This window comes from Mesobacillus persicus, assembly GCF_900109925.1.
In the GTDB taxonomy this organism is placed as follows: Bacteria; Bacillota; Bacilli; order Bacillales; family Cytobacillaceae; genus Mesobacillus_B; species Mesobacillus_B persicus.
The window spans coordinates 65,521-81,566 of the sequence record NZ_FOBW01000004.1 but is presented as its reverse complement, the minus strand read 5'-3'; the positions used below and the strand labels follow the sequence as shown (position 1 = coordinate 81,566).

Here is a 16,046-nt window from a genome sequence, read left to right as displayed (position 1 = left end):
GTGATCGTTAATTGGCTTGGTAACCGTGTTTTTCCATCTCGGCGAAAATCGTTTTCAAACGTGGGTTTCCTTCCCCAACGATCTTTCCTTCTAGTAAGACGACTGGATAAAACATATCCTCGTCGATTACTCTTTGGGCGAACTCTGCTTTCGTTTCGTCACTTGGCGGATTAAAAATATCAACGTAAGAAATACTAAATGGTTGATTCTCAAATTTTCTGCGAGTGGCTGCCTCTAACCATTCAAAGGTTTCTTTTGAAGACGGGAGATTCACACAACTTGGACAGAGCTGAGCAGCACCGTAAACAACGATTTCAATTTCCTTTTGAGCCATATTGATCACCCCTCCGAACGTTTTAATTATATTGTACATGATTAAAAACATTTCTTCTAAAATTAACTGTAGAATATTGGTTTTTAGTTTTATCAATAGATTTTTTAGTCTGATGTGATTATAATAGGAGTATGAAAGGAGTCGATTTTACATGTCTGAACAACAAATGTTTGAATCAGTCCAGGAAGTACTAGATAAATTGCGCCCATTTCTTCTTCGTGACGGTGGAGACTGTGAATTGGTCGACATTGACGAAGGGATTGTAAAACTACGTTTGCTTGGAGCATGCGGTAGTTGCCCAAGCTCAACGATTACTTTAAAAGCTGGAATTGAGCGTGCTCTACTAGAAGAGGTTCCAGGTGTCGTTGAAGTCGAGCAAGTATTTTAAGCTTTTTGAAGTTATTTAATTAACAAGCGGTCTCGCCTATCATGGTGAGACCGCTTTTTTTTATTTAAGAAATTATAAAAGTACTTACAGGACGCGTCTTATGCTTGTCGGGGCTGTTCAAGGCGCTTGCGCTTTTGTTCTTCTTTTCTGTTAATCTATAAAATCAATAAAAATAAAGAGTGTCTAATGACACCCTTTATCCATTATGATATTTGTAGACCCAAAGAATACCGGATTTTAGCAGTCTAGCAACCCTACCTGTAATCGGTCGTTCCCCGATTAATCCGAATCCATGTTTTTTACCTAGGGAACCAAGAATTCCTTTTAGTTTAATTGTAGGAAACGATTCTGGTGGTTCTTCACCCTTCCAGCGTTTGGTCAATACCTCGACGATTTGCTCGGCCTGACCTTCTGCCAACTGTGCACTAGGAGCATGGGGAAGGCTAGCACAGTCGCCAAGGATGAAAACATGCTCGTTGCCTGGTAAGTGATGCCGTGGTGTAATCACAGCTCGACCCATCCCGTCCTTCTCGATAGGAAGTTCACGAACAAGTCTGTTGGCTTGAATGCCAGCAGTCCAAACAACTGCATCGACAGGGGTTGGTTCATCATGATTATATAAAAGTCCATCTTCCACTCTAGTTATATTTGCATTATTTATGATTTCAACAGCATTTGTGTCAAACCAGTTTTCTACATAAATACCTAGACGTTCTGGGAAAGAGGACAAAATATAATTCCCTCGATCGAAGAGCTTTATTTTTAAGTCGCTTCTACTTTCATTAAGCTCACTTGCTAATTCAACACCGCTAAGTCCCGCACCAACGATTCCAACTGTAGAGCCAGCAGGAAGGTTGTTTAATGTTTGGTAAGTATCTCTTGCTTTTTCGATGGATTGGATGCTGTAGGTGAATTCTTCAGCTCCTGGAACATTATGGTACTTATCCTCACAACCGAGCCCAATAATCAGTTCATCAAATTGAACCGTTTCTCCATTTTGGAGGAGAACCTGCTGTTCCTCAAGTTGGATCCCAGTAACCTCCGCATAAATGACATTTAGCCTAGAGTGTTGCGGGAAACTAACACGTACATGCTGATCAGATATTGTTCCTGCTGCAAGAGCATAATATTCTGTTTTTAAGCAATGGTATGGAACACGGTCTATTAGGGTGATGGCTACATCCTCAGGCAGATCATTTGGCAATAGGCGTTGTAGTATTCTCATACCACCATAACCGCCTCCGAGAATAACGAGATTTTTCATTTTCATATCCCCTTTATCTTCCTCTTGGTACTGTCCCTGGTTCTCGAAAACATTATTAACTTCAACCGTTTACATTTTTAAAAGACAATATTTTAAAATAACAAATTTTTTAAACTCCAAATGAAATTATAACGAAATTGTGACAAAATAACAACAATTTTAATTAAGAATACAAGTCCTAACAAATTGACGAGGTCTGTAAAAAACGGTAGGATAAACTCTTAGTAGAGGTGAAATGAGATATGAGGCCAATCATTGAGTTTTGTATAAGCAACCTAGCAAATGGGGCGCAAAAGGCACTTGAACAGCTCGAGCGTGACCCTAATCTGGATATTATTGAATATGGCTGTCTTAGTTATTGTGGCAAATGTGCAAGGTCATTATATGCCTTGGTAGATGGGGAACCAGTTAGTGCGGATACCCCAGATGAGTTGGTTGAGAAAATTTACCAGTACATTGAAGAAAACCCGTTATTTTAAATGATATGTACCCACTAATATAGGTTAGCAAATAAATTCATGGTGAAATGTAACCAAGCCCTTTTAAGAACGGATTGGTTGAGGAGTACGAACAGACTGTATATAATAAGGATAAGGATGTATTTTTCCTAGAAGGAGGTCTGCAAAATGGAACAACTTATCACGATCACAGAAGAAGCTGCGCTGCAAATTAAGGATATGATGAAGCAAAATGAAGAAGAGGGAGCTTTTCTTCGCGTAGGAGTCAAAGGTGGCGGATGTAGTGGTCTTTCTTATGGGATGGGCTTTGCCCATGAGGTGGAAGACGGAGACCAAGAATTGGAGTTACAGGGGATTAAGGTATTGGTTGATAAGGACAGCGTCTCTATCTTAAAAGGGACAGTCATCAATTATAAACAATCAATGATGGGTGGCGGTTTTACAATTGATAACCCAAATGCGATTGCATCTTGTGGTTGCGGGTCATCATTTAAAACAGCAACGAACGCAGGTACACCTGAGGATTGTTAACCCAAAAAAGGGTATTTTAAAAGCAAGGTGGAATGAAATCCGCCTTGCTTTTTTTAAGAATAAGCAAGTATAAATGTCTTAACTTAGAGAAATGTCCAGCTCCAGCGCCCTAGTGGCTAGTGTCCTTCGCTCTCCGAGTAAAATCGGCTTTTGGATTTTACCGCCCTACGATAAGTCAAGCACGAATGCGCTATCGCTCTTCGTGTTTCCTTTGCCGCGTTCTAACGGGCAGTAGCTTCTCAACTGCCCATTAGAACCCGATTGATTTTTCTAAGGGCTAAAGTCCTAAGAAAAATCTTATCTCAGTTGGAGTGCTCCAGGCCATACGCCGCTGAACAGGGCGCTTCCGCTTTTCTTATTTGAACATGGATGAACTATGCAATGGTTGAACCTTAGCCTTTGGATCCATATAGGACTTTGCATTATTGACAGCTGTTGGAGCTTCTCCAAAGCCAGAGGCAATGAGTTTCACTTTACCATCATAGGTGCAAATATCTCCAGCCGCATAAACGCCAGGGATATTCGTTTCCATTTTTGAATTCACGACAATCGAGTTTTTCTCAATCTCTAGTCCCCATTCCTTGATAGGTCCTAAAGAGGAGACGAACCCAAAGTTGCAGATTACCGCATCAACATCAAGTGTGACTTTTTCAGTGCCATTTGCTTCTTGAAGGATAAGCTGATTGATTTTTGAACCATCCCCTACAAGATCGAGTGGAACGTAAGGAGTCTTTATATCTACTTTAGAGTTTTCTAGGTTTTCAACACTATGTTCATGGGCGCGGAACTTGTTACGTCGGTGAATGATACTTACCTTTTCTGCAATCGGTTCTAGCATGAGTGCCCAGTCTACGGCGGAATCTCCACCACCAAGGACGGCTACTTTTTGGTCGGCAAATTGGTTAAGGTCATCGATAAAATAGTGAAGATTTTTGCCTTCATATTTTGAGGCGGTATCTAATTCAAGGCGACGGGGCTGGAAAGCGCCATTACCTGCAGTAATAATAACGGTTTTTGTTAGATGAGTTTCTTTATCAGTAACTAATTTAATGCTGCCATCTTCTAGTTTCTCTAGTTTTTCAACGGATTGTTCTAGGACGATGGTTGGGTCAAATTTAGCCATTTGCTCTTTGAGGTTATTAACTAATTCTTGTGCACGTACTTTTGGGAAGCCTGCAACATCATATATGTATTTCTCAGGGTACAGGGCAGATAACTGACCTCCAAGTTGTGGAAGACTTTCGATAATTTTTACAGATGCTTGTCTCATACCTCCGTAAAAGGCAGTAAATAATCCGATGGGCCCACCGCCAATAATGGTGATGTCATATAACTTTTGTTTTTCCTTCACGCAAATCCCCCTCGTTATATACAGTTTCATTCCAGTATATATGATATCATAAAACGCTTGATATAACTTCGTTTTTAGAAGCGCTTTCTCCTTATATAACTATAAATAAGGTGAAAATACATGGATTATTCGTATATTATAGTTTTTTTAGATTAATCCGAATGATTTGATTCTCGTGAAACACTTGAAAATCCAGGGGAAAAAGCATATTATTTAATATGAGCTAAGGGAATGTTAACTTTTTGTGACATTTTTTCTACATTTTATTGTCTTAGTAAGTGAAGAAAATCACAAAGTTATTTTTAATCAATTAGTAATAATTTTTCTTATAAGTAAATGATAAGTACAAAGAAATAAAATTTAAAGGTGGAAGTGATTAACTTGAGAAAGCCAAAAATCGTTATTCTTGGAGCGGGTTATGGTGGTCTAATGACCGTGACTAGGCTACAAAAACAATTAGGTGTTAATGAGGCGGATCTAGTCCTTGTTAATAAGAATGATTACCACTACGAAACAACATGGCTACATGAGGCTTCAGCAGGTACTTTGCATCATGACCGTGTGCGTTATGATATTCGTGAAGTCATTGATACTCAAAAGGTTGAATTTGTTCAAGCTACTGTTGAGGAAATTAAGGCAGAAGAAAACCGAGTGATTCTTAGTACCGGGGAGATAGCTTACGATTATCTAGTTATTTCACTTGGAGCAGAATCTGAAACTTTTGGTATTAAAGGGCTCAAGGAATACGCATTTTCGATTTCAAATGTGAATGCGGCTCGTCAACTCCGTGAACATATCGAATACCAGTTTGCTACTTACAACACAGAGGAAGAAAAGAAAGATGAACGTCTATCGATTGTGGTTGGGGGAGCTGGTTTTACAGGTATTGAATTCTTAGGTGAATTGGCAAACCGTATTCCGGAGCTATGCAAAGAATATGATGTAGACTTCCATAAGGTAAAACTAATATGTGTAGAAGCTGCACCAATGGTATTACCTGGTTTTGATCCTGAACTTGTTGACTATGCTGTTTCTTACCTAGAAAAGAAAGGCGTTGAATTCCGCATCGGAACGGCGATTAAAGAGGCCATTCCTGGTGGAATTATCGTTGGTAAAGGCGAAGAGGAAGTAGAAGAAATCAAAGCTGAAACCGTTGTTTGGGCAGCGGGAGTTCGTGGGAATTCTGTTATTGAGAAATCAGGAATTGAAGCAATGCGAGGTCGTGTAAAAGTTCAACTTGACCTAAGGGTCCCTGGTAAGGAAAACCTCTTCATTATTGGTGACTGTTCATTAATCATTAACGAAGAAATTAACCGTCCGTACCCACCTACAGCACAAATTGCTATGCAGCAAGGTGAGTTATGTGCAAGGAATATTGCAGGCCTTGTCCGCGGTAAGAGTGAACTTGAGACCTTTGAATTTGATAACAAGGGAACTGTTTGTTCTTTAGGTGAAGATGAGGCGATTGGCACAGCGTTCGGTAAGAAGTTTTACGGTGCAAAAGCGTCCTTCTTAAAGAAAATGGTTGATAATCGCGCGCTTTATATGATCGGCGGTCCATCAATGGTGTTTAAAAAAGGGAAATTCAACATTTTTTAATCAATCCAATAGTTCAAACAAATGAAGTAGACCTACTAGGTCTGCTTTTTTGGTATAAAAGCCCCTATTTGCCCGAAATGAGAGGAAATGTGTTGGAATGGTAAAAGAGATGGCCTCTATTTGCCCGAAACGAGAGTAAATGCGTTGGAACGGTAAAAGAGAGGGCTTCTATTTGCCCGAAACAAGAGGAAATGCGTTGGAACGGTAAAAGAGAGGGCTTCTATTTGCCGGGAACGAGAGTAAATGCGTTGGAACGGTAAAAGAGAGGGCTTCTATTTGCCGGAAACGAGAGTAAATGCGTTGGAATGGTAAGAGAGAAAACCCCTTTAATTACCTATAATGAGATAAAATAACTTAATGCGGGTTAACTAAGGTATATGTAAAAAATATAACCATACATTTGCTACAATCGTAGGAAAAGAGGGGGAGAGTCTATGACGAAGCGTGGGAAGGTTTGGCTAGCTGTGGCAGGTCTGGTGGTTGCACCCAACGGCGATTGGCTAGTCGTAAAGAAAAAGTACGGAGGTCTTAAAAACCAGTGGTCGCTGCCAGCGGGTTTTGTAGAAGCCGGTGAAACCGCTGATGAAGCTGTGTTGAGAGAGGTTGCAGAAGAAACGGGGATAAAGTGTGAACTTAAAGGAATGGTGGGATTAAGGACAGGAGTGATTCGCAATGATATTAGCGATAATATGATTGTTTTTCTATTAGCACCATTAGAAGGTCAGAAAGTTACGGCACAAGAAAGTGAATTGTATGAAGCATGCTATCTGGATCCTAACGAATTGGTTCAACAACCCAATGTATCGGTGATGTTAAAGTACTTCATAAATTTGACTGATTCAGGTGTAAAGCCCCCAATCGATGGAATTAACCCGGGAACTCAATTTGAATATACGGCTTACAAACTATTTTTATAATTTTCAAAAAGTAAGAACGAAAGAGCTATATCAAGCATTATAGAGTTGAATGCGTTTTCAGGTCAGAAATCCTAACGAAATTCGAACTTTCCTTTTATTCTCTGTCTTGATATATTATCAGAAAATTCAGATTGAATAAGGGGAGATAAAAATGACCCAGTTAAAAACGGAAACAAAAGGATGTGCTTATTGCTCAGGTAAGGGTTACAATCAACTGTTGCTTGGTGGATCAGAAACATGCTATTGCTGTGAAGGTACAGGAAAAGAGAAGGAATAATGAAAAAACCTTGCCCTTGCAAGGTTTTTTTCCTGTTCATAGTTAAGTTTATTGACTACCTATGCGGATATCAGTACACTGTTTATGATAGGTTATAGGGGGAATTTTTTGTGACAGTTGTAGAGCTAATTATATCTATATTGCTATTTTTTGTTTTATTTTTCGGAATCGGTTTTCTCTTAAATATGCTGTTAAGAATGTCTTGGGTGATGGCCATTATTTATCCAATTATTGTTATCTTCATTGTGGATGATGTACGTTTTATTGAATATTTTAGGAATAGCGGACAAGCCTTTCCAGAATTGGGAAATAACCTAATAAACCTTGCTCCAGCGGATATGACGATTTTACTCTCTGGGCTTGGAGGCGCTATTGCTGCTGGTTTCGTTATCAAATTACTTAGAAAAAAGGGGTACCAGATGTTTTAAGAACCTTCATGAAATGAAGGTTTTTTATTTTTGCGATGGCCCGAATCCTACTTCATAATGCATAATTCCTTTCCTAATGGGAAATGAATAGTTTTATGAGGAGTGAAAGATTTACATGTATAAAATGAAAACATGGGCCAAGCGAGTTATGATGACCTTCCTATTTCTGGCGGCGCTTTTGACAACGCTCCATTCTATATCAGGTGTGGGAGCAAATACTATATTAAATTACTTTTACCAAGGAAAAGGCCATATACAAGAAAACCATACATACATTGAACATCAAAATAAGTCCGTTGGGCTGGCAATGAAGTTTTTGCATCGGATTTCAAGCAATCATACACTTATTGCCTCTAGTGCGACTGTGGCTAGTAAAACTCCGCCAACTCTTGAGGATCTCGATTGGTCACAATATCCTAAAAAAACAATTGTTGCAACAGGTTATACAGCTGGTATTGAGTCCACAGGGAAAAATCCAGGACATCCTGAATATGGAATTACCTATTCAGGGGTTAAAGTGAAACGAGATTTATTTTCAACAATCGCCGCAGACCTGACCGTGTTTCCAATTGGTACAGTTTTGTTTATTCCTGGATACGGTTATGGTGTTGTAGCAGATAAAGGTGGGGCAATAAAGGGGAACAAATTAGACCTTTATTACGACACGGTTGAGGAAGTTTACCAAGAATGGGGCAAGCAAACCGTTGAAGTGTCAGTTGTTAAAATGGGAAATGGAACATTAACAGAAGAAGAACTACGAGCAATGAATGAGGATGAAACACTTCAGGTTTTCCGTCAACAGTATGTCGGAGATAAAAAGTCCTAAGTATATCATAACGGAGAAGACTAGAAGAAAAGGCAAACCTGCTGTGGGTTTGCCTTTTCTACGCTTCATTCAAATTCTTTAAGCAATTGACTCAATTTCTCTAGACCATCAAGAAGTCTCGGAGATGGGCGACAATATAACTCTTCTTCCAAGATTAAAATTCGTTCATTTTTGACCGCATTGAGTTCACTCCAACCCGGCCTCTTGGTAATTTGAGAGCGATTCACCTTTTCCTGTCTCACTCCAACCCATGCTAAGCAAATAAAATCTGGATCCCGTCTAAGGACATCGTCCCAATCGGTTTGGACACTAGCAAGGTTAACATCTGAAAATAAATTGACTGCACCAGCCGCCTCGGATAATTCAGTAAGCCAATTCACTCTGCCTGGGGTAAATACCGGCTTCGGCCACCATTCCCAATATAGAGTAGGTTGTCTTGAGTTCATGCTGTTTTCGAGACGTATGCGATTAAGTCTATCCCGAAATTGTTTAGCCGCTTCGTGTCCCTTTCTAGCAAAACCAAGTCTCTCAGCCGTTACGATTAAGTCCGCTTCTATATCTTTAAATGTTTGAGGGTTTAAGACGATATGGGGAATTCCTCTTGCACTTAATCCTTCAACGTTTTTCTCCATACCAGGTACACTAAGGGAAGCAAGGACAAGGTCGGGCTGAAGGTCCTCAACTAAATCGAGATTGATTGATAAGTCAGGGCCCAGTCGTGGGAGACTATTGATCGACTCAGGAAAATCGGAAAAATCATCCACACCAACTAGTAGGTGCTCTAATCCCAAATAAGCCATGATTTCGGTATTGCTAGGACATAAAGAGATAACCCTCATATAATCCCCTCTTCTCTATAAAATATAGTGAAGCATTAAAGTAAGTAGGATGCCTGTTAACCCACCAAAGAACACTTCAATCGGTTTGTGGCCAAGCAATTCCTTTAACTCTTTTCGTTTTTCCTTATCAGGCTTTTTCGGCCAATCTTTTGCATCTTCAATAATTCGATTGAAATCAGAGACCAACTGATTTAAAACAATGGCCTGTTCACCTGCTTGTCTTCGAACACCAGTAGCATCAAACATGGTAATGATGGCAAAAATGGCGGATACAGCAAATACAGGAGAATCCATCCCTGCTTCAAGCGCAACGCCTGTGGAAAGCGCAGTAACTGCAGCTGAATGGGAACTAGGCATTCCGCCGGTGCTTGTAAGCAAGGACCAGTCAACCCGCCTACTGGCGATATATTGAATAGGCACTTTTACGAACTGTGCAAAAAAGATCGCTGCGAGCGATGCCCATAAAGGGAAGTTAAGTAGTAATTCCATTGGTGAATCCCCCTTTTTTTGAATGAATAGTTATTTTATCATTATCGTATTGGTCCCAATAATATCTAGAATGAATCATAATTTCAATTAGAATGGAGGTCAGACAATGGAACCCGAATATCCTGTTGAATATTATCAGTTTTTCATCAAATTTAATGAAGGCGATTTTTATACCTGCCACGATCTTCTCGAAGATATGTGGATGGAAGACAAGGGAAATTTATTTCTAAAAGGTTTACTTCAAATGACCGTTGCTCGTTATCACTACAGTTATGGCAATGTAAAAGGCACAAGGCTGATGATGAAAGTAGGTCATGAGTATTTGCAGAACTACCTCCCAAAATATTGGGGGTTGGACCTAGAAATCGTTATTAAGTACATAGAGTGCTGCCTTTCTATTATACCAGATGATATTGACAAAGTGTCTTATCAAGAATTGAACAGACTTCCAGAGCTGCCGGAATTGTACTTATATCTGGAGGATGATTAGGAACTCGAAATATTTTTCATTCTTGGATATAATAGGGGTATTCTACATGGAGGTGACCCTTTTGTTTGAAGTAAAAAAAGAGTTAGATTTAACTATGGATCAGGAATGTCTAGTAATTGGGGTTTTTAATAAAACCACAGGGCTCAAAGGGATTTTAGAAGAATTGGACAGTCGTTTAGATGGAAATATATTAAACTTGCTTAAAAGTGGGGATATTTCTACCGACAAGAAGTCGATTTCGAAAGTACATACGTTTAATAAAGTTGGGGCAAAACGACTCTATTTCATCGGATTGGGTTCTGAAAAGGATTATTCTTTTGAACTAGTTCGCGAAGCTTTTGGTCGCTTGTTTAAGTCAACAAAAACAGAAAAGTGGACGGAAGCCTCATTCATACTCGATTCATTTACTGGGGAATCCGTTGAGGCATTAGACGCTGCTCATGCTCTAGGTGAGGCTTTTGCTATGGCAAGCTATCAGTTCGAAGGATATAAGCAAAAGTCTAATAAACCAGAGAAAAAGGTAGAAAAGCTCACGATTTTCTCTTCTTTTGAGGAAGATGAGGTAAGCTCTGCCCTTTGGGTTGGTTATGTTTATGGGCAAGGTGTCAATTCTGCCCGAACACTTGTGAATTTGCCAGGCAATATGCTAACAGCAACAGACATGGCTGAATACGCTCGTGGATTGGGAGAGAAATATGATTTTGAAATTGAAATCCTTGAAAAAGAGGAAATGGAAAGGCTTGGCATGGGTGCCTTGCTTGCCGTTAATCAAGGGTCTGTTGAACCACCAAAAATGATTGTCCTAAAATATCAAGGGAAAAGTAAATGGACAGACGTCATTGGTCTAGTGGGTAAAGGGATTACTTTTGACACGGGTGGCTACTCCCTTAAGCCAAAAGACGGAATTGTTGGCATGAAGACCGATATGGGCGGTGCTGCTGCAGTCTTAGGTGCAATGGAAATTATCGGAGAATTGAAGCCGGAACAGAATGTGGTTGCTGTGATTCCTTCAACTGATAATATGGTTAGTGGAAAGGCATTTAAACCGGATGATGTCATTACTTCCATGAGCGGTAAAACAATTGAAGTGCTAAATACGGATGCAGAGGGCCGTTTAGTACTTGCTGATGCCGTTACCTATGCGAAACATCATGGCGCCAATTACCTTGTCGATGTCGCGACTTTAACCGGTGGAGTCATCGTAGCATTAGGGATGGATACCACTGGGGCACTAACAAATGATGAGGCATGGTTTGAACAAGTGTTAGAGGCTTCTTATGAGGCTGGAGAACCGATTTGGAGACTTCCTCTTTTTGAAAAAGACAAAGAGAGAGTCCGTAGCAGTCAGATTGCTGACTTGAACAACTCTCCAGGTCGTGAGGGTCATGCGATTATGGGTGGAGCATTTGTCGGTGAATTTGCAGAAGGAACTCCATGGGTGCATCTTGATATCGCGGGGACTTCCGGTGCAAGGAAAGACCACGACCTTGGACCAGCTGGCGCAACCGGTGTTATGGCTAGAACCTTAGCCTTGCTAGTAGAAAGATTTGAAACTAAATCATAAATTGTTCTAGAACAAGAAACCTCCGAAATTCGGAGGTTTTTTTTCGTGTATCTTTTTTAGAGGATTGCTGGCGCGAACACTCCCGTTTAACACAGACATTGATTGAGAAGAGATAAAAAACTAATTGACAAGAAAATCGAAGCTATGCTATTTTAATACTTGTAATTTAGTTCTCTACCAATTTACCAAACTAAAGTATTTATAAAAAATTTGCTTCATTAAGCATCTTAAGAGGAGTCAACTATGAACGCTGTAATGATTGCTGTCCTTGTTATGCTGATCTTGAGCTTATTTAGAGTCAATGTTGTTTTGTCATTGATATTCGGATCACTAGTTGGGGGACTAACAGGTGGCTTAGGATTAGAAAAGACAATTGAAGTCTTTGCCAATGGATTAGGCGGTAGTGCTGAAGTTGCATTGAGCTACGCCTTACTAGGTGGGTTTGCTGTTGCAATTTCAGCGACTGGACTACCTAATCTTTTAGTAGACTGGATGATTGGATTAATCGGTCAGAATGGGGACAAGAAGGCTAAAATTTACTCTAAAGTACTTATTATCTTTTTAATCGGTTTAATGGCTATCTTCTCTCAGAACTTAATTCCGATTCATATCGCTTTTATTCCAATTCTAATTCCGCCGTTATTATTTATCCTTAATGAATTGAATATCGACCGTAGGTTAATTGCTACAGTCTTAACATTTGGTTTAACAGCACCGTATATCCTTCTTCCTGCAGGTTTCGGGCTGATATTTCAGGGTATACTTCAAACAAATATGGCTGATAGCGGGTTAGTGGTGGACTTGAAAGACATTCCAGTTGCCATGCTAATACCAGTTGCAGGGATGCTCGTCGGTTTACTTATTGCAATTTTTATTTCTTATCGCAAGCCAAGATCATATGAACAGAAAAACACAATTTCTGTTGAGAAAATCGTTTATTCAAAAAGAGGCATTATTTTTGCAGTCATAGGAATCGTTGCGGCCCTTGCTGTTCAAATTATAACTGGTTCCATGATTATGGGTGCACTTTCAGGTATCGTGGTTATCTACTTGAGCGGAGCGATTAAATGGCGTGATGCTGACCATCTTTTAACAGAAGGTATGAAGATGATGGCCTTTATCGGGTTTGTTATGCTTGCGGCCTTTGGTTTTGCTGATGTGTTGAAAGAAACGGGACATGTTGCTGGTCTTGTTGAGTGGTCTGCAGCAGCAATTGGTAATAATCAGGCCCTTGCTGCAATCATGATGCTTATTGTTGGTTTACTAGTGACAATGGGAATTGGATCGTCCTTCTCAACGATTCCAGTTATTGCAACGATATTTGTACCACTATGCATAGAGCTTGGATTTAGTCCGATGGCGACTATTGCGATTGTTGGTACGGCGGCAGCGCTAGGGGATGCCGGTTCGCCTGCATCAGATAGTACACTTGGACCAACAGCAGGATTAAATGTCGATGGACAACATAACCATATTTGGGATACTTGTGTCCCAACTTTTATCCACTATAATATTCCTTTGATTGTTTTTGGGTGGATTGCAGCTATGGTTCTATAAAAATAGTTGAATAATCTAGGTTTCTCCCTTCTTTTGGATGTTTGCCCACTCATCATAGAGCTTATTTGCATATGAAATAGAGAAGGCATGATTTATGCAATACAAAGGAGGTAAGCCAGATGTATAATATGAGAAACCCACATTCTAGATTTATCGGTGGCCCAGGCTTTTTATTCGGGGGACCTTTTATTGGCGGAGTTCTTGGAGGGTTGCTAGGTGGCGCACTCGTACGTCCTAGACCATTTTATGGACCTCCCGTTCCGCCCTACCCACCATATGGTTATGGATACGGATACGGAGTAAGACCACGTCCTTACCCTTATTGGTAAATAGATAGTCGTTAAAAACAGCTCTTTTCATAGAGCTGTTTTTTGTCATTGTCTAGAAATTATAAAAGGTAACGGGGTGGATAATTGTATTCGTTTTTAGTATCCAGCTCCAGCGACCCAGGGCTCGGGCTAGTCATGGTACTTGCGCTTTTCTTCTTAACGCCACCTCAGTTTAATGTTTAATTGGCAACATTCCTTTCCGTTTAACTCATCGGAAAAATTAAGTCTAATTCCATCTGGTGTATAAGAAACTCCTGGCATATTTCTGACCCCTGACGAGCGGATCAATCTTTCCACCTTTTGGGAGTTAGATTCCTGAGCAGCGTTCATAATATCAGCAGAAAATTGGTTGGAAGCGGAGATTTTCTCTAGGAGTGTCTTTACATCCTCTAACAAACTCATTTCCTTTTGAGCAGCTTTTTGTAAAATAGTTGGATTGGCCGGTGGGAAAGGACGATAGTAATAATCCATACTTTTCCCCTTTCTACGTTTATTTGCCATTCTAAATATATGAAATCACCGCAACTTCTATGAACAAGGAAAATACTCAAGGGAGGGAGGTTAAGGTAAAATCGATTCTAAAAGAGGATTTTTGTAGGAGATAGCGAACTGATAATTAATTACATAATAAAATAATTTTCGTTAGAAATAAGGAGGAAATCAAGAATGAATCATAAAACGCTTTTAGACTCACTTGGAATTGAAGTCACTAAATTGGAAAAAGGAACGGTCGTTGCAACGATGCCAGTTGATGAAAGGACGTGGCAGCCATTTGGATTGCTTCATGGCGGAGCATCTGTTGCCCTTGCTGAGACGGTAGCAAGTGTCGGAGGGTATGAGCTTGTTGACAAAGAAACCGAAGCAGTGGTTGGCTTAGAAATTAATGCAAACCATGTCAGTTCCAAACGTACAGGAACCGTTACAGCAACCGGCACTGTCCTTCATCATGGAAAAACAACAATGGTGTGGGATATTAAAATTAAGGATGAAGAGGACAAGTTAATTAGTGTATCAAGGTGTACGATAGCTGTTATAAAAATTAATCGTTAGCGTTAAAATTGTCTTTAAGGAACGAGTTCGTTATCGCCATTTGCCCGAACTATCCTCAAACGAGGTCGGACAGGCTACATAGAAAGGTCTTTTTTTGCCCGGACCAGCCTCAAAAGGTTGAGGACCGGTAAGATAGAGGGGCTCTACGTGCCCGACCAGCCTTTTTATAAATGTCAGTTCCATCCTAATGATACGTGAACAAAGAAGACCATTAATCACAGATTAATGGTCTTCACTCATTTTACAGGGAATTTGCTTGTTTACCCTTTTTTCTATCTCGCTCTAGTTCATCGGTGACAGTGCGCTCAGCTAACTTCACTCCAGAGTTATAAGCAGCACGACCGATCAAATGGCCACTTATTGGCGCAGTCATTAATATAAACATAATCGCGAGAACGAGACGAGAATTAAAATGTTCTTCGAAAAGGAAGAAATAAAGCAATGTACCAACAAGAATCATCGTAACACCCAATGTTGTACTTTTAGAGATCGCATGATTTCTTGTATAAACGTCAGGAAAACGGATGGCTCCAACTGTAGCGGCGAGCGTTAGTAGACCACCAACAACAATGAAAAGCCCGACAATAAATTCATAGGTTATCTCGATCACGTTCCAAAATCACTCCCTTCTCAAGAAACTTAGCAAAGGTAACGGTTCCGATAAAAGCAAGAATTCCGATGAGAAGAATGATGTCAAGAAATGCGCTTGTCCTTAAAATGATAGACAATATCGCAATTATAGCGACCAGATTAATTCCTAGTCCATCAAGAGCAACGACTCTGTCTGGTGTGGAGGGCCCTTTAATGACACGGTAGACAAGTCCAACCATTGCGAGTGAGATACACAACAAAGTGATGTATAGTACAAAATCAAACATTATCGGCTCACCTCCATGATTGCCTTTTCAAAGGTGTTCTTAATGCTGTCTACCGATTCCTTTACATCATCAATATTTACGGCATGAATATAAAGAATTTTGTTATCATCTGAAATATCTACTGTCAATGTTCCAGGTGTTAGTGTAATCAGATTGCCTAGTAGCATAATCTCCCAATCCTTTTGTAAATCAATAGGGAGAGCAAAGATACCAGGCTTGATATCCATCTTCGGTTTCAAAACATGTTTCAGGACATTCAGATTAGACAAAATTAATTCTTTGATAAACAGCAGAAACAATTTGATAATCGCCACCACGCGATGAAGATAAAACCGGTCAGGAAAATAGCTTCTAAATATAAAGAGAATGACGAGCCCCCAAAAGAAACCGACCACAAATGCAGCAGGGGTGAACGACGTTTTTAGAAACATCCACAGAAATGCAAGAAAAAAATTAAGTAACATTTGAAATGCCATA

22 protein-coding genes are annotated in these 16,046 nt (G+C 40.0%); 13 read left to right on the top strand and 9 right to left on the bottom strand.

All coding sequences use genetic code 11. From position 1 onward, the window contains the following. Positions 1 to 7: 7 nt before the first annotated feature. Positions 8 to 334 (bottom strand): YuzD family protein, encoded by a 327-nt coding sequence (locus BMX30_RS07325; protein WP_090743019.1) that lies wholly within the window; start codon positions 332 to 334, stop codon positions 8 to 10. 151 nt (positions 335 to 485) lie between these two features. On the opposite strand from BMX30_RS07325, the gene BMX30_RS07320 reads away from it, so the two are divergent. After that, a complete protein-coding gene (locus tag BMX30_RS07320; protein WP_090743016.1) occupies positions 486 to 722 on the top strand; it encodes a NifU family protein in 237 nt (78 codons plus the stop codon). A gap of 196 nt (positions 723 to 918) precedes the next feature. Here the strand turns inward: BMX30_RS07320 and BMX30_RS07315 are convergent, their stop codons facing one another. Continuing rightward, complete coding sequence (locus BMX30_RS07315) at positions 919 to 1,986, bottom strand: NAD(P)/FAD-dependent oxidoreductase (RefSeq protein WP_090743013.1); 1,068 nt, start codon at positions 1,984 to 1,986, stop codon at positions 919 to 921. Positions 1,987 to 2,228: 242 nt separating this feature from the next. Between BMX30_RS07315 and BMX30_RS07310 the strand changes: the two genes are divergently transcribed. Both BMX30_RS07310 and BMX30_RS07305 read left to right on the top strand, forming a co-directional pair. After that, entirely contained in the window at positions 2,229 to 2,465 is a 237-nt protein-coding gene (locus BMX30_RS07310) for a YuzB family protein (protein ID WP_090743010.1), read from the top strand. 147 nt (positions 2,466 to 2,612) lie between these two features. Continuing rightward, a complete protein-coding gene (locus tag BMX30_RS07305; RefSeq protein WP_090743007.1) occupies positions 2,613 to 2,975 on the top strand; it encodes a HesB/IscA family protein in 363 nt (120 codons plus the stop codon). 355 nt (positions 2,976 to 3,330) lie between these two features. Here the strand turns inward: BMX30_RS07305 and BMX30_RS07300 are convergent, their stop codons facing one another. After that, a complete protein-coding gene (locus BMX30_RS07300; RefSeq protein ID WP_425283743.1) occupies positions 3,331 to 4,356 on the bottom strand; it encodes an NAD(P)/FAD-dependent oxidoreductase in 1,026 nt (341 codons plus the stop codon). Between the two features lie 351 nt (positions 4,357 to 4,707). On the opposite strand from BMX30_RS07300, the gene BMX30_RS07295 reads away from it, so the two are divergent. The 5 genes from BMX30_RS07295 to BMX30_RS07280 all read left to right on the top strand — a co-directional run bounded on the left by BMX30_RS07295 (position 4,708) and on the right by BMX30_RS07280 (position 8,373). Then, on the top strand, positions 4,708 to 5,925 hold the full coding sequence (locus BMX30_RS07295) for an NAD(P)/FAD-dependent oxidoreductase (RefSeq protein ID WP_090743002.1): 1,218 nt from the start codon (positions 4,708 to 4,710) through the stop codon (positions 5,923 to 5,925). A gap of 434 nt (positions 5,926 to 6,359) precedes the next feature. Next, positions 6,360 to 6,842 carry an NUDIX domain-containing protein gene (locus BMX30_RS07290; RefSeq protein ID WP_090742999.1) on the top strand — a complete coding sequence of 161 codons (483 nt, stop codon included), beginning with the start codon at positions 6,360 to 6,362 and terminating at the stop codon, positions 6,840 to 6,842. Between the two features lie 151 nt (positions 6,843 to 6,993). Continuing rightward, positions 6,994 to 7,119 carry a YuiA family protein gene (locus tag BMX30_RS23455; RefSeq protein WP_170843815.1) on the top strand — a complete coding sequence of 42 codons (126 nt, stop codon included), beginning with the start codon at positions 6,994 to 6,996 and terminating at the stop codon, positions 7,117 to 7,119. 110 nt (positions 7,120 to 7,229) lie between these two features. Then, entirely contained in the window at positions 7,230 to 7,547 is a 318-nt protein-coding gene (locus tag BMX30_RS07285; protein ID WP_244532523.1) for a YuiB family protein, read from the top strand. 115 nt (positions 7,548 to 7,662) lie between these two features. Further along, entirely contained in the window at positions 7,663 to 8,373 is a 711-nt protein-coding gene (locus BMX30_RS07280; RefSeq protein ID WP_090742996.1) for a 3D domain-containing protein, read from the top strand. A gap of 65 nt (positions 8,374 to 8,438) precedes the next feature. Here the strand turns inward: BMX30_RS07280 and BMX30_RS07275 are convergent, their stop codons facing one another. Together BMX30_RS07275 and BMX30_RS07270 are read right to left on the bottom strand one after the other, a co-directional pair. Beyond that, positions 8,439 to 9,212: a cobalamin-binding protein gene (locus BMX30_RS07275; protein ID WP_090742993.1), complete on the bottom strand. Its 774-nt coding sequence runs from the start codon at positions 9,210 to 9,212 to the stop codon at positions 8,439 to 8,441. A 15-nt stretch (positions 9,213 to 9,227) separates the two neighbouring features. After that, positions 9,228 to 9,701 (bottom strand): divergent PAP2 family protein, encoded by a 474-nt coding sequence (locus BMX30_RS07270; protein WP_090742990.1) that lies wholly within the window; start codon positions 9,699 to 9,701, stop codon positions 9,228 to 9,230. 106 nt (positions 9,702 to 9,807) lie between these two features. Here BMX30_RS07270 and BMX30_RS07265 point away from each other — a divergent pair, with 106 nt between their 5' ends. The 4 genes from BMX30_RS07265 (at position 9,808) to BMX30_RS07250 (ending at position 13,641) form a co-directional block, all read left to right on the top strand. After that, on the top strand, positions 9,808 to 10,191 hold the full coding sequence (locus BMX30_RS07265; protein ID WP_090742987.1) for a DUF309 domain-containing protein: 384 nt from the start codon (positions 9,808 to 9,810) through the stop codon (positions 10,189 to 10,191). A gap of 61 nt (positions 10,192 to 10,252) precedes the next feature. Next, positions 10,253 to 11,755, top strand: coding sequence for a leucyl aminopeptidase (locus BMX30_RS07260; RefSeq protein ID WP_090743523.1), 1,503 nt, complete (start codon positions 10,253 to 10,255; stop codon positions 11,753 to 11,755). A gap of 243 nt (positions 11,756 to 11,998) precedes the next feature. After that, positions 11,999 to 13,312 (top strand): Na+/H+ antiporter family protein, encoded by a 1,314-nt coding sequence (locus BMX30_RS07255; protein ID WP_090742985.1) that lies wholly within the window; start codon positions 11,999 to 12,001, stop codon positions 13,310 to 13,312. A gap of 119 nt (positions 13,313 to 13,431) precedes the next feature. After that, positions 13,432 to 13,641 carry a hypothetical protein gene (locus tag BMX30_RS07250; RefSeq protein WP_090742983.1) on the top strand — a complete coding sequence of 70 codons (210 nt, stop codon included), beginning with the start codon at positions 13,432 to 13,434 and terminating at the stop codon, positions 13,639 to 13,641. Positions 13,642 to 13,797: 156 nt separating this feature from the next. Here the strand turns inward: BMX30_RS07250 and BMX30_RS07245 are convergent, their stop codons facing one another. Further along, a complete protein-coding gene (locus BMX30_RS07245; protein WP_090742980.1) occupies positions 13,798 to 14,112 on the bottom strand; it encodes a YuzC family spore coat inner layer protein in 315 nt (104 codons plus the stop codon). 195 nt (positions 14,113 to 14,307) lie between these two features. On the opposite strand from BMX30_RS07245, the gene BMX30_RS07240 reads away from it, so the two are divergent. After that, positions 14,308 to 14,691: a hotdog fold thioesterase gene (locus BMX30_RS07240; RefSeq protein ID WP_090742977.1), complete on the top strand. Its 384-nt coding sequence runs from the start codon at positions 14,308 to 14,310 to the stop codon at positions 14,689 to 14,691. 241 nt (positions 14,692 to 14,932) lie between these two features. Here BMX30_RS07240 and mnhG read toward each other — a convergent pair whose 3' ends face one another. From mnhG to BMX30_RS07225, 3 genes are read right to left on the bottom strand one after another with little or no spacing between them, the layout of a single operon-like run. Then, complete coding sequence (gene mnhG / locus BMX30_RS07235) at positions 14,933 to 15,301, bottom strand: monovalent cation/H(+) antiporter subunit G (RefSeq protein WP_090742974.1); 369 nt, start codon at positions 15,299 to 15,301, stop codon at positions 14,933 to 14,935. After that, positions 15,282 to 15,569 (bottom strand): Na(+)/H(+) antiporter subunit F1, encoded by a 288-nt coding sequence (locus BMX30_RS07230; protein ID WP_090742971.1) that lies wholly within the window; start codon positions 15,567 to 15,569, stop codon positions 15,282 to 15,284. Before BMX30_RS07230 ends, mnhG begins: the two co-directional genes overlap by 20 nt. Continuing rightward, on the bottom strand, positions 15,569 to 16,045 hold the full coding sequence (locus BMX30_RS07225; protein WP_090742967.1) for a Na+/H+ antiporter subunit E: 477 nt from the start codon (positions 16,043 to 16,045) through the stop codon (positions 15,569 to 15,571). Before BMX30_RS07225 ends, BMX30_RS07230 begins: the two co-directional genes overlap by 1 nt. Position 16,046: the final 1 nt, after the last annotated feature.

Bases quoted from the DNA above. Each gene is read 5' to 3' on its own strand.
- BMX30_RS07325 (WP_090743019.1), bottom strand. From the start codon at position 334: ATGGCTCAAAAGGAAATTGAAATCGTTGTTTACGGTGCTGCTCAGCTC.
- BMX30_RS07320 (WP_090743016.1), top strand. From the start codon at position 486: ATGTCTGAACAACAAATGTTTGAATCAGTCCAGGAAGTACTAGATAAA.
- BMX30_RS07315 (WP_090743013.1), bottom strand. From the start codon at position 1,986: ATGAAAAATCTCGTTATTCTCGGAGGCGGTTATGGTGGTATGAGAATA.
- BMX30_RS07310 (WP_090743010.1), top strand. From the start codon at position 2,229: ATGAGGCCAATCATTGAGTTTTGTATAAGCAACCTAGCAAATGGGGCG.
- BMX30_RS07305 (WP_090743007.1), top strand. From the start codon at position 2,613: ATGGAACAACTTATCACGATCACAGAAGAAGCTGCGCTGCAAATTAAG.
- BMX30_RS07300 (WP_425283743.1), bottom strand. From the start codon at position 4,356: ATGAAACTGTATATAACGAGGGGGATTTGCGTGAAGGAAAAACAAAAG.
- BMX30_RS07290 (WP_090742999.1), top strand. From the start codon at position 6,360: ATGACGAAGCGTGGGAAGGTTTGGCTAGCTGTGGCAGGTCTGGTGGTT.
- BMX30_RS23455 (WP_170843815.1), top strand. From the start codon at position 6,994: ATGACCCAGTTAAAAACGGAAACAAAAGGATGTGCTTATTGCTCAGGT.
- BMX30_RS07280 (WP_090742996.1), top strand. From the start codon at position 7,663: ATGTATAAAATGAAAACATGGGCCAAGCGAGTTATGATGACCTTCCTA.
- BMX30_RS07275 (WP_090742993.1), bottom strand. From the start codon at position 9,212: ATGAGGGTTATCTCTTTATGTCCTAGCAATACCGAAATCATGGCTTAT.
- BMX30_RS07270 (WP_090742990.1), bottom strand. From the start codon at position 9,701: ATGGAATTACTACTTAACTTCCCTTTATGGGCATCGCTCGCAGCGATC.
- BMX30_RS07265 (WP_090742987.1), top strand. From the start codon at position 9,808: ATGGAACCCGAATATCCTGTTGAATATTATCAGTTTTTCATCAAATTT.
- BMX30_RS07255 (WP_090742985.1), top strand. From the start codon at position 11,999: ATGAACGCTGTAATGATTGCTGTCCTTGTTATGCTGATCTTGAGCTTA.
- BMX30_RS07250 (WP_090742983.1), top strand. From the start codon at position 13,432: ATGTATAATATGAGAAACCCACATTCTAGATTTATCGGTGGCCCAGGC.
- BMX30_RS07245 (WP_090742980.1), bottom strand. From the start codon at position 14,112: ATGGATTATTACTATCGTCCTTTCCCACCGGCCAATCCAACTATTTTA.
- BMX30_RS07240 (WP_090742977.1), top strand. From the start codon at position 14,308: ATGAATCATAAAACGCTTTTAGACTCACTTGGAATTGAAGTCACTAAA.
- BMX30_RS07230 (WP_090742971.1), bottom strand. From the start codon at position 15,569: ATGTTTGATTTTGTACTATACATCACTTTGTTGTGTATCTCACTCGCA.
- BMX30_RS07225 (WP_090742967.1), bottom strand. From the start codon at position 16,045: ATGGCATTTCAAATGTTACTTAATTTTTTTCTTGCATTTCTGTGGATG.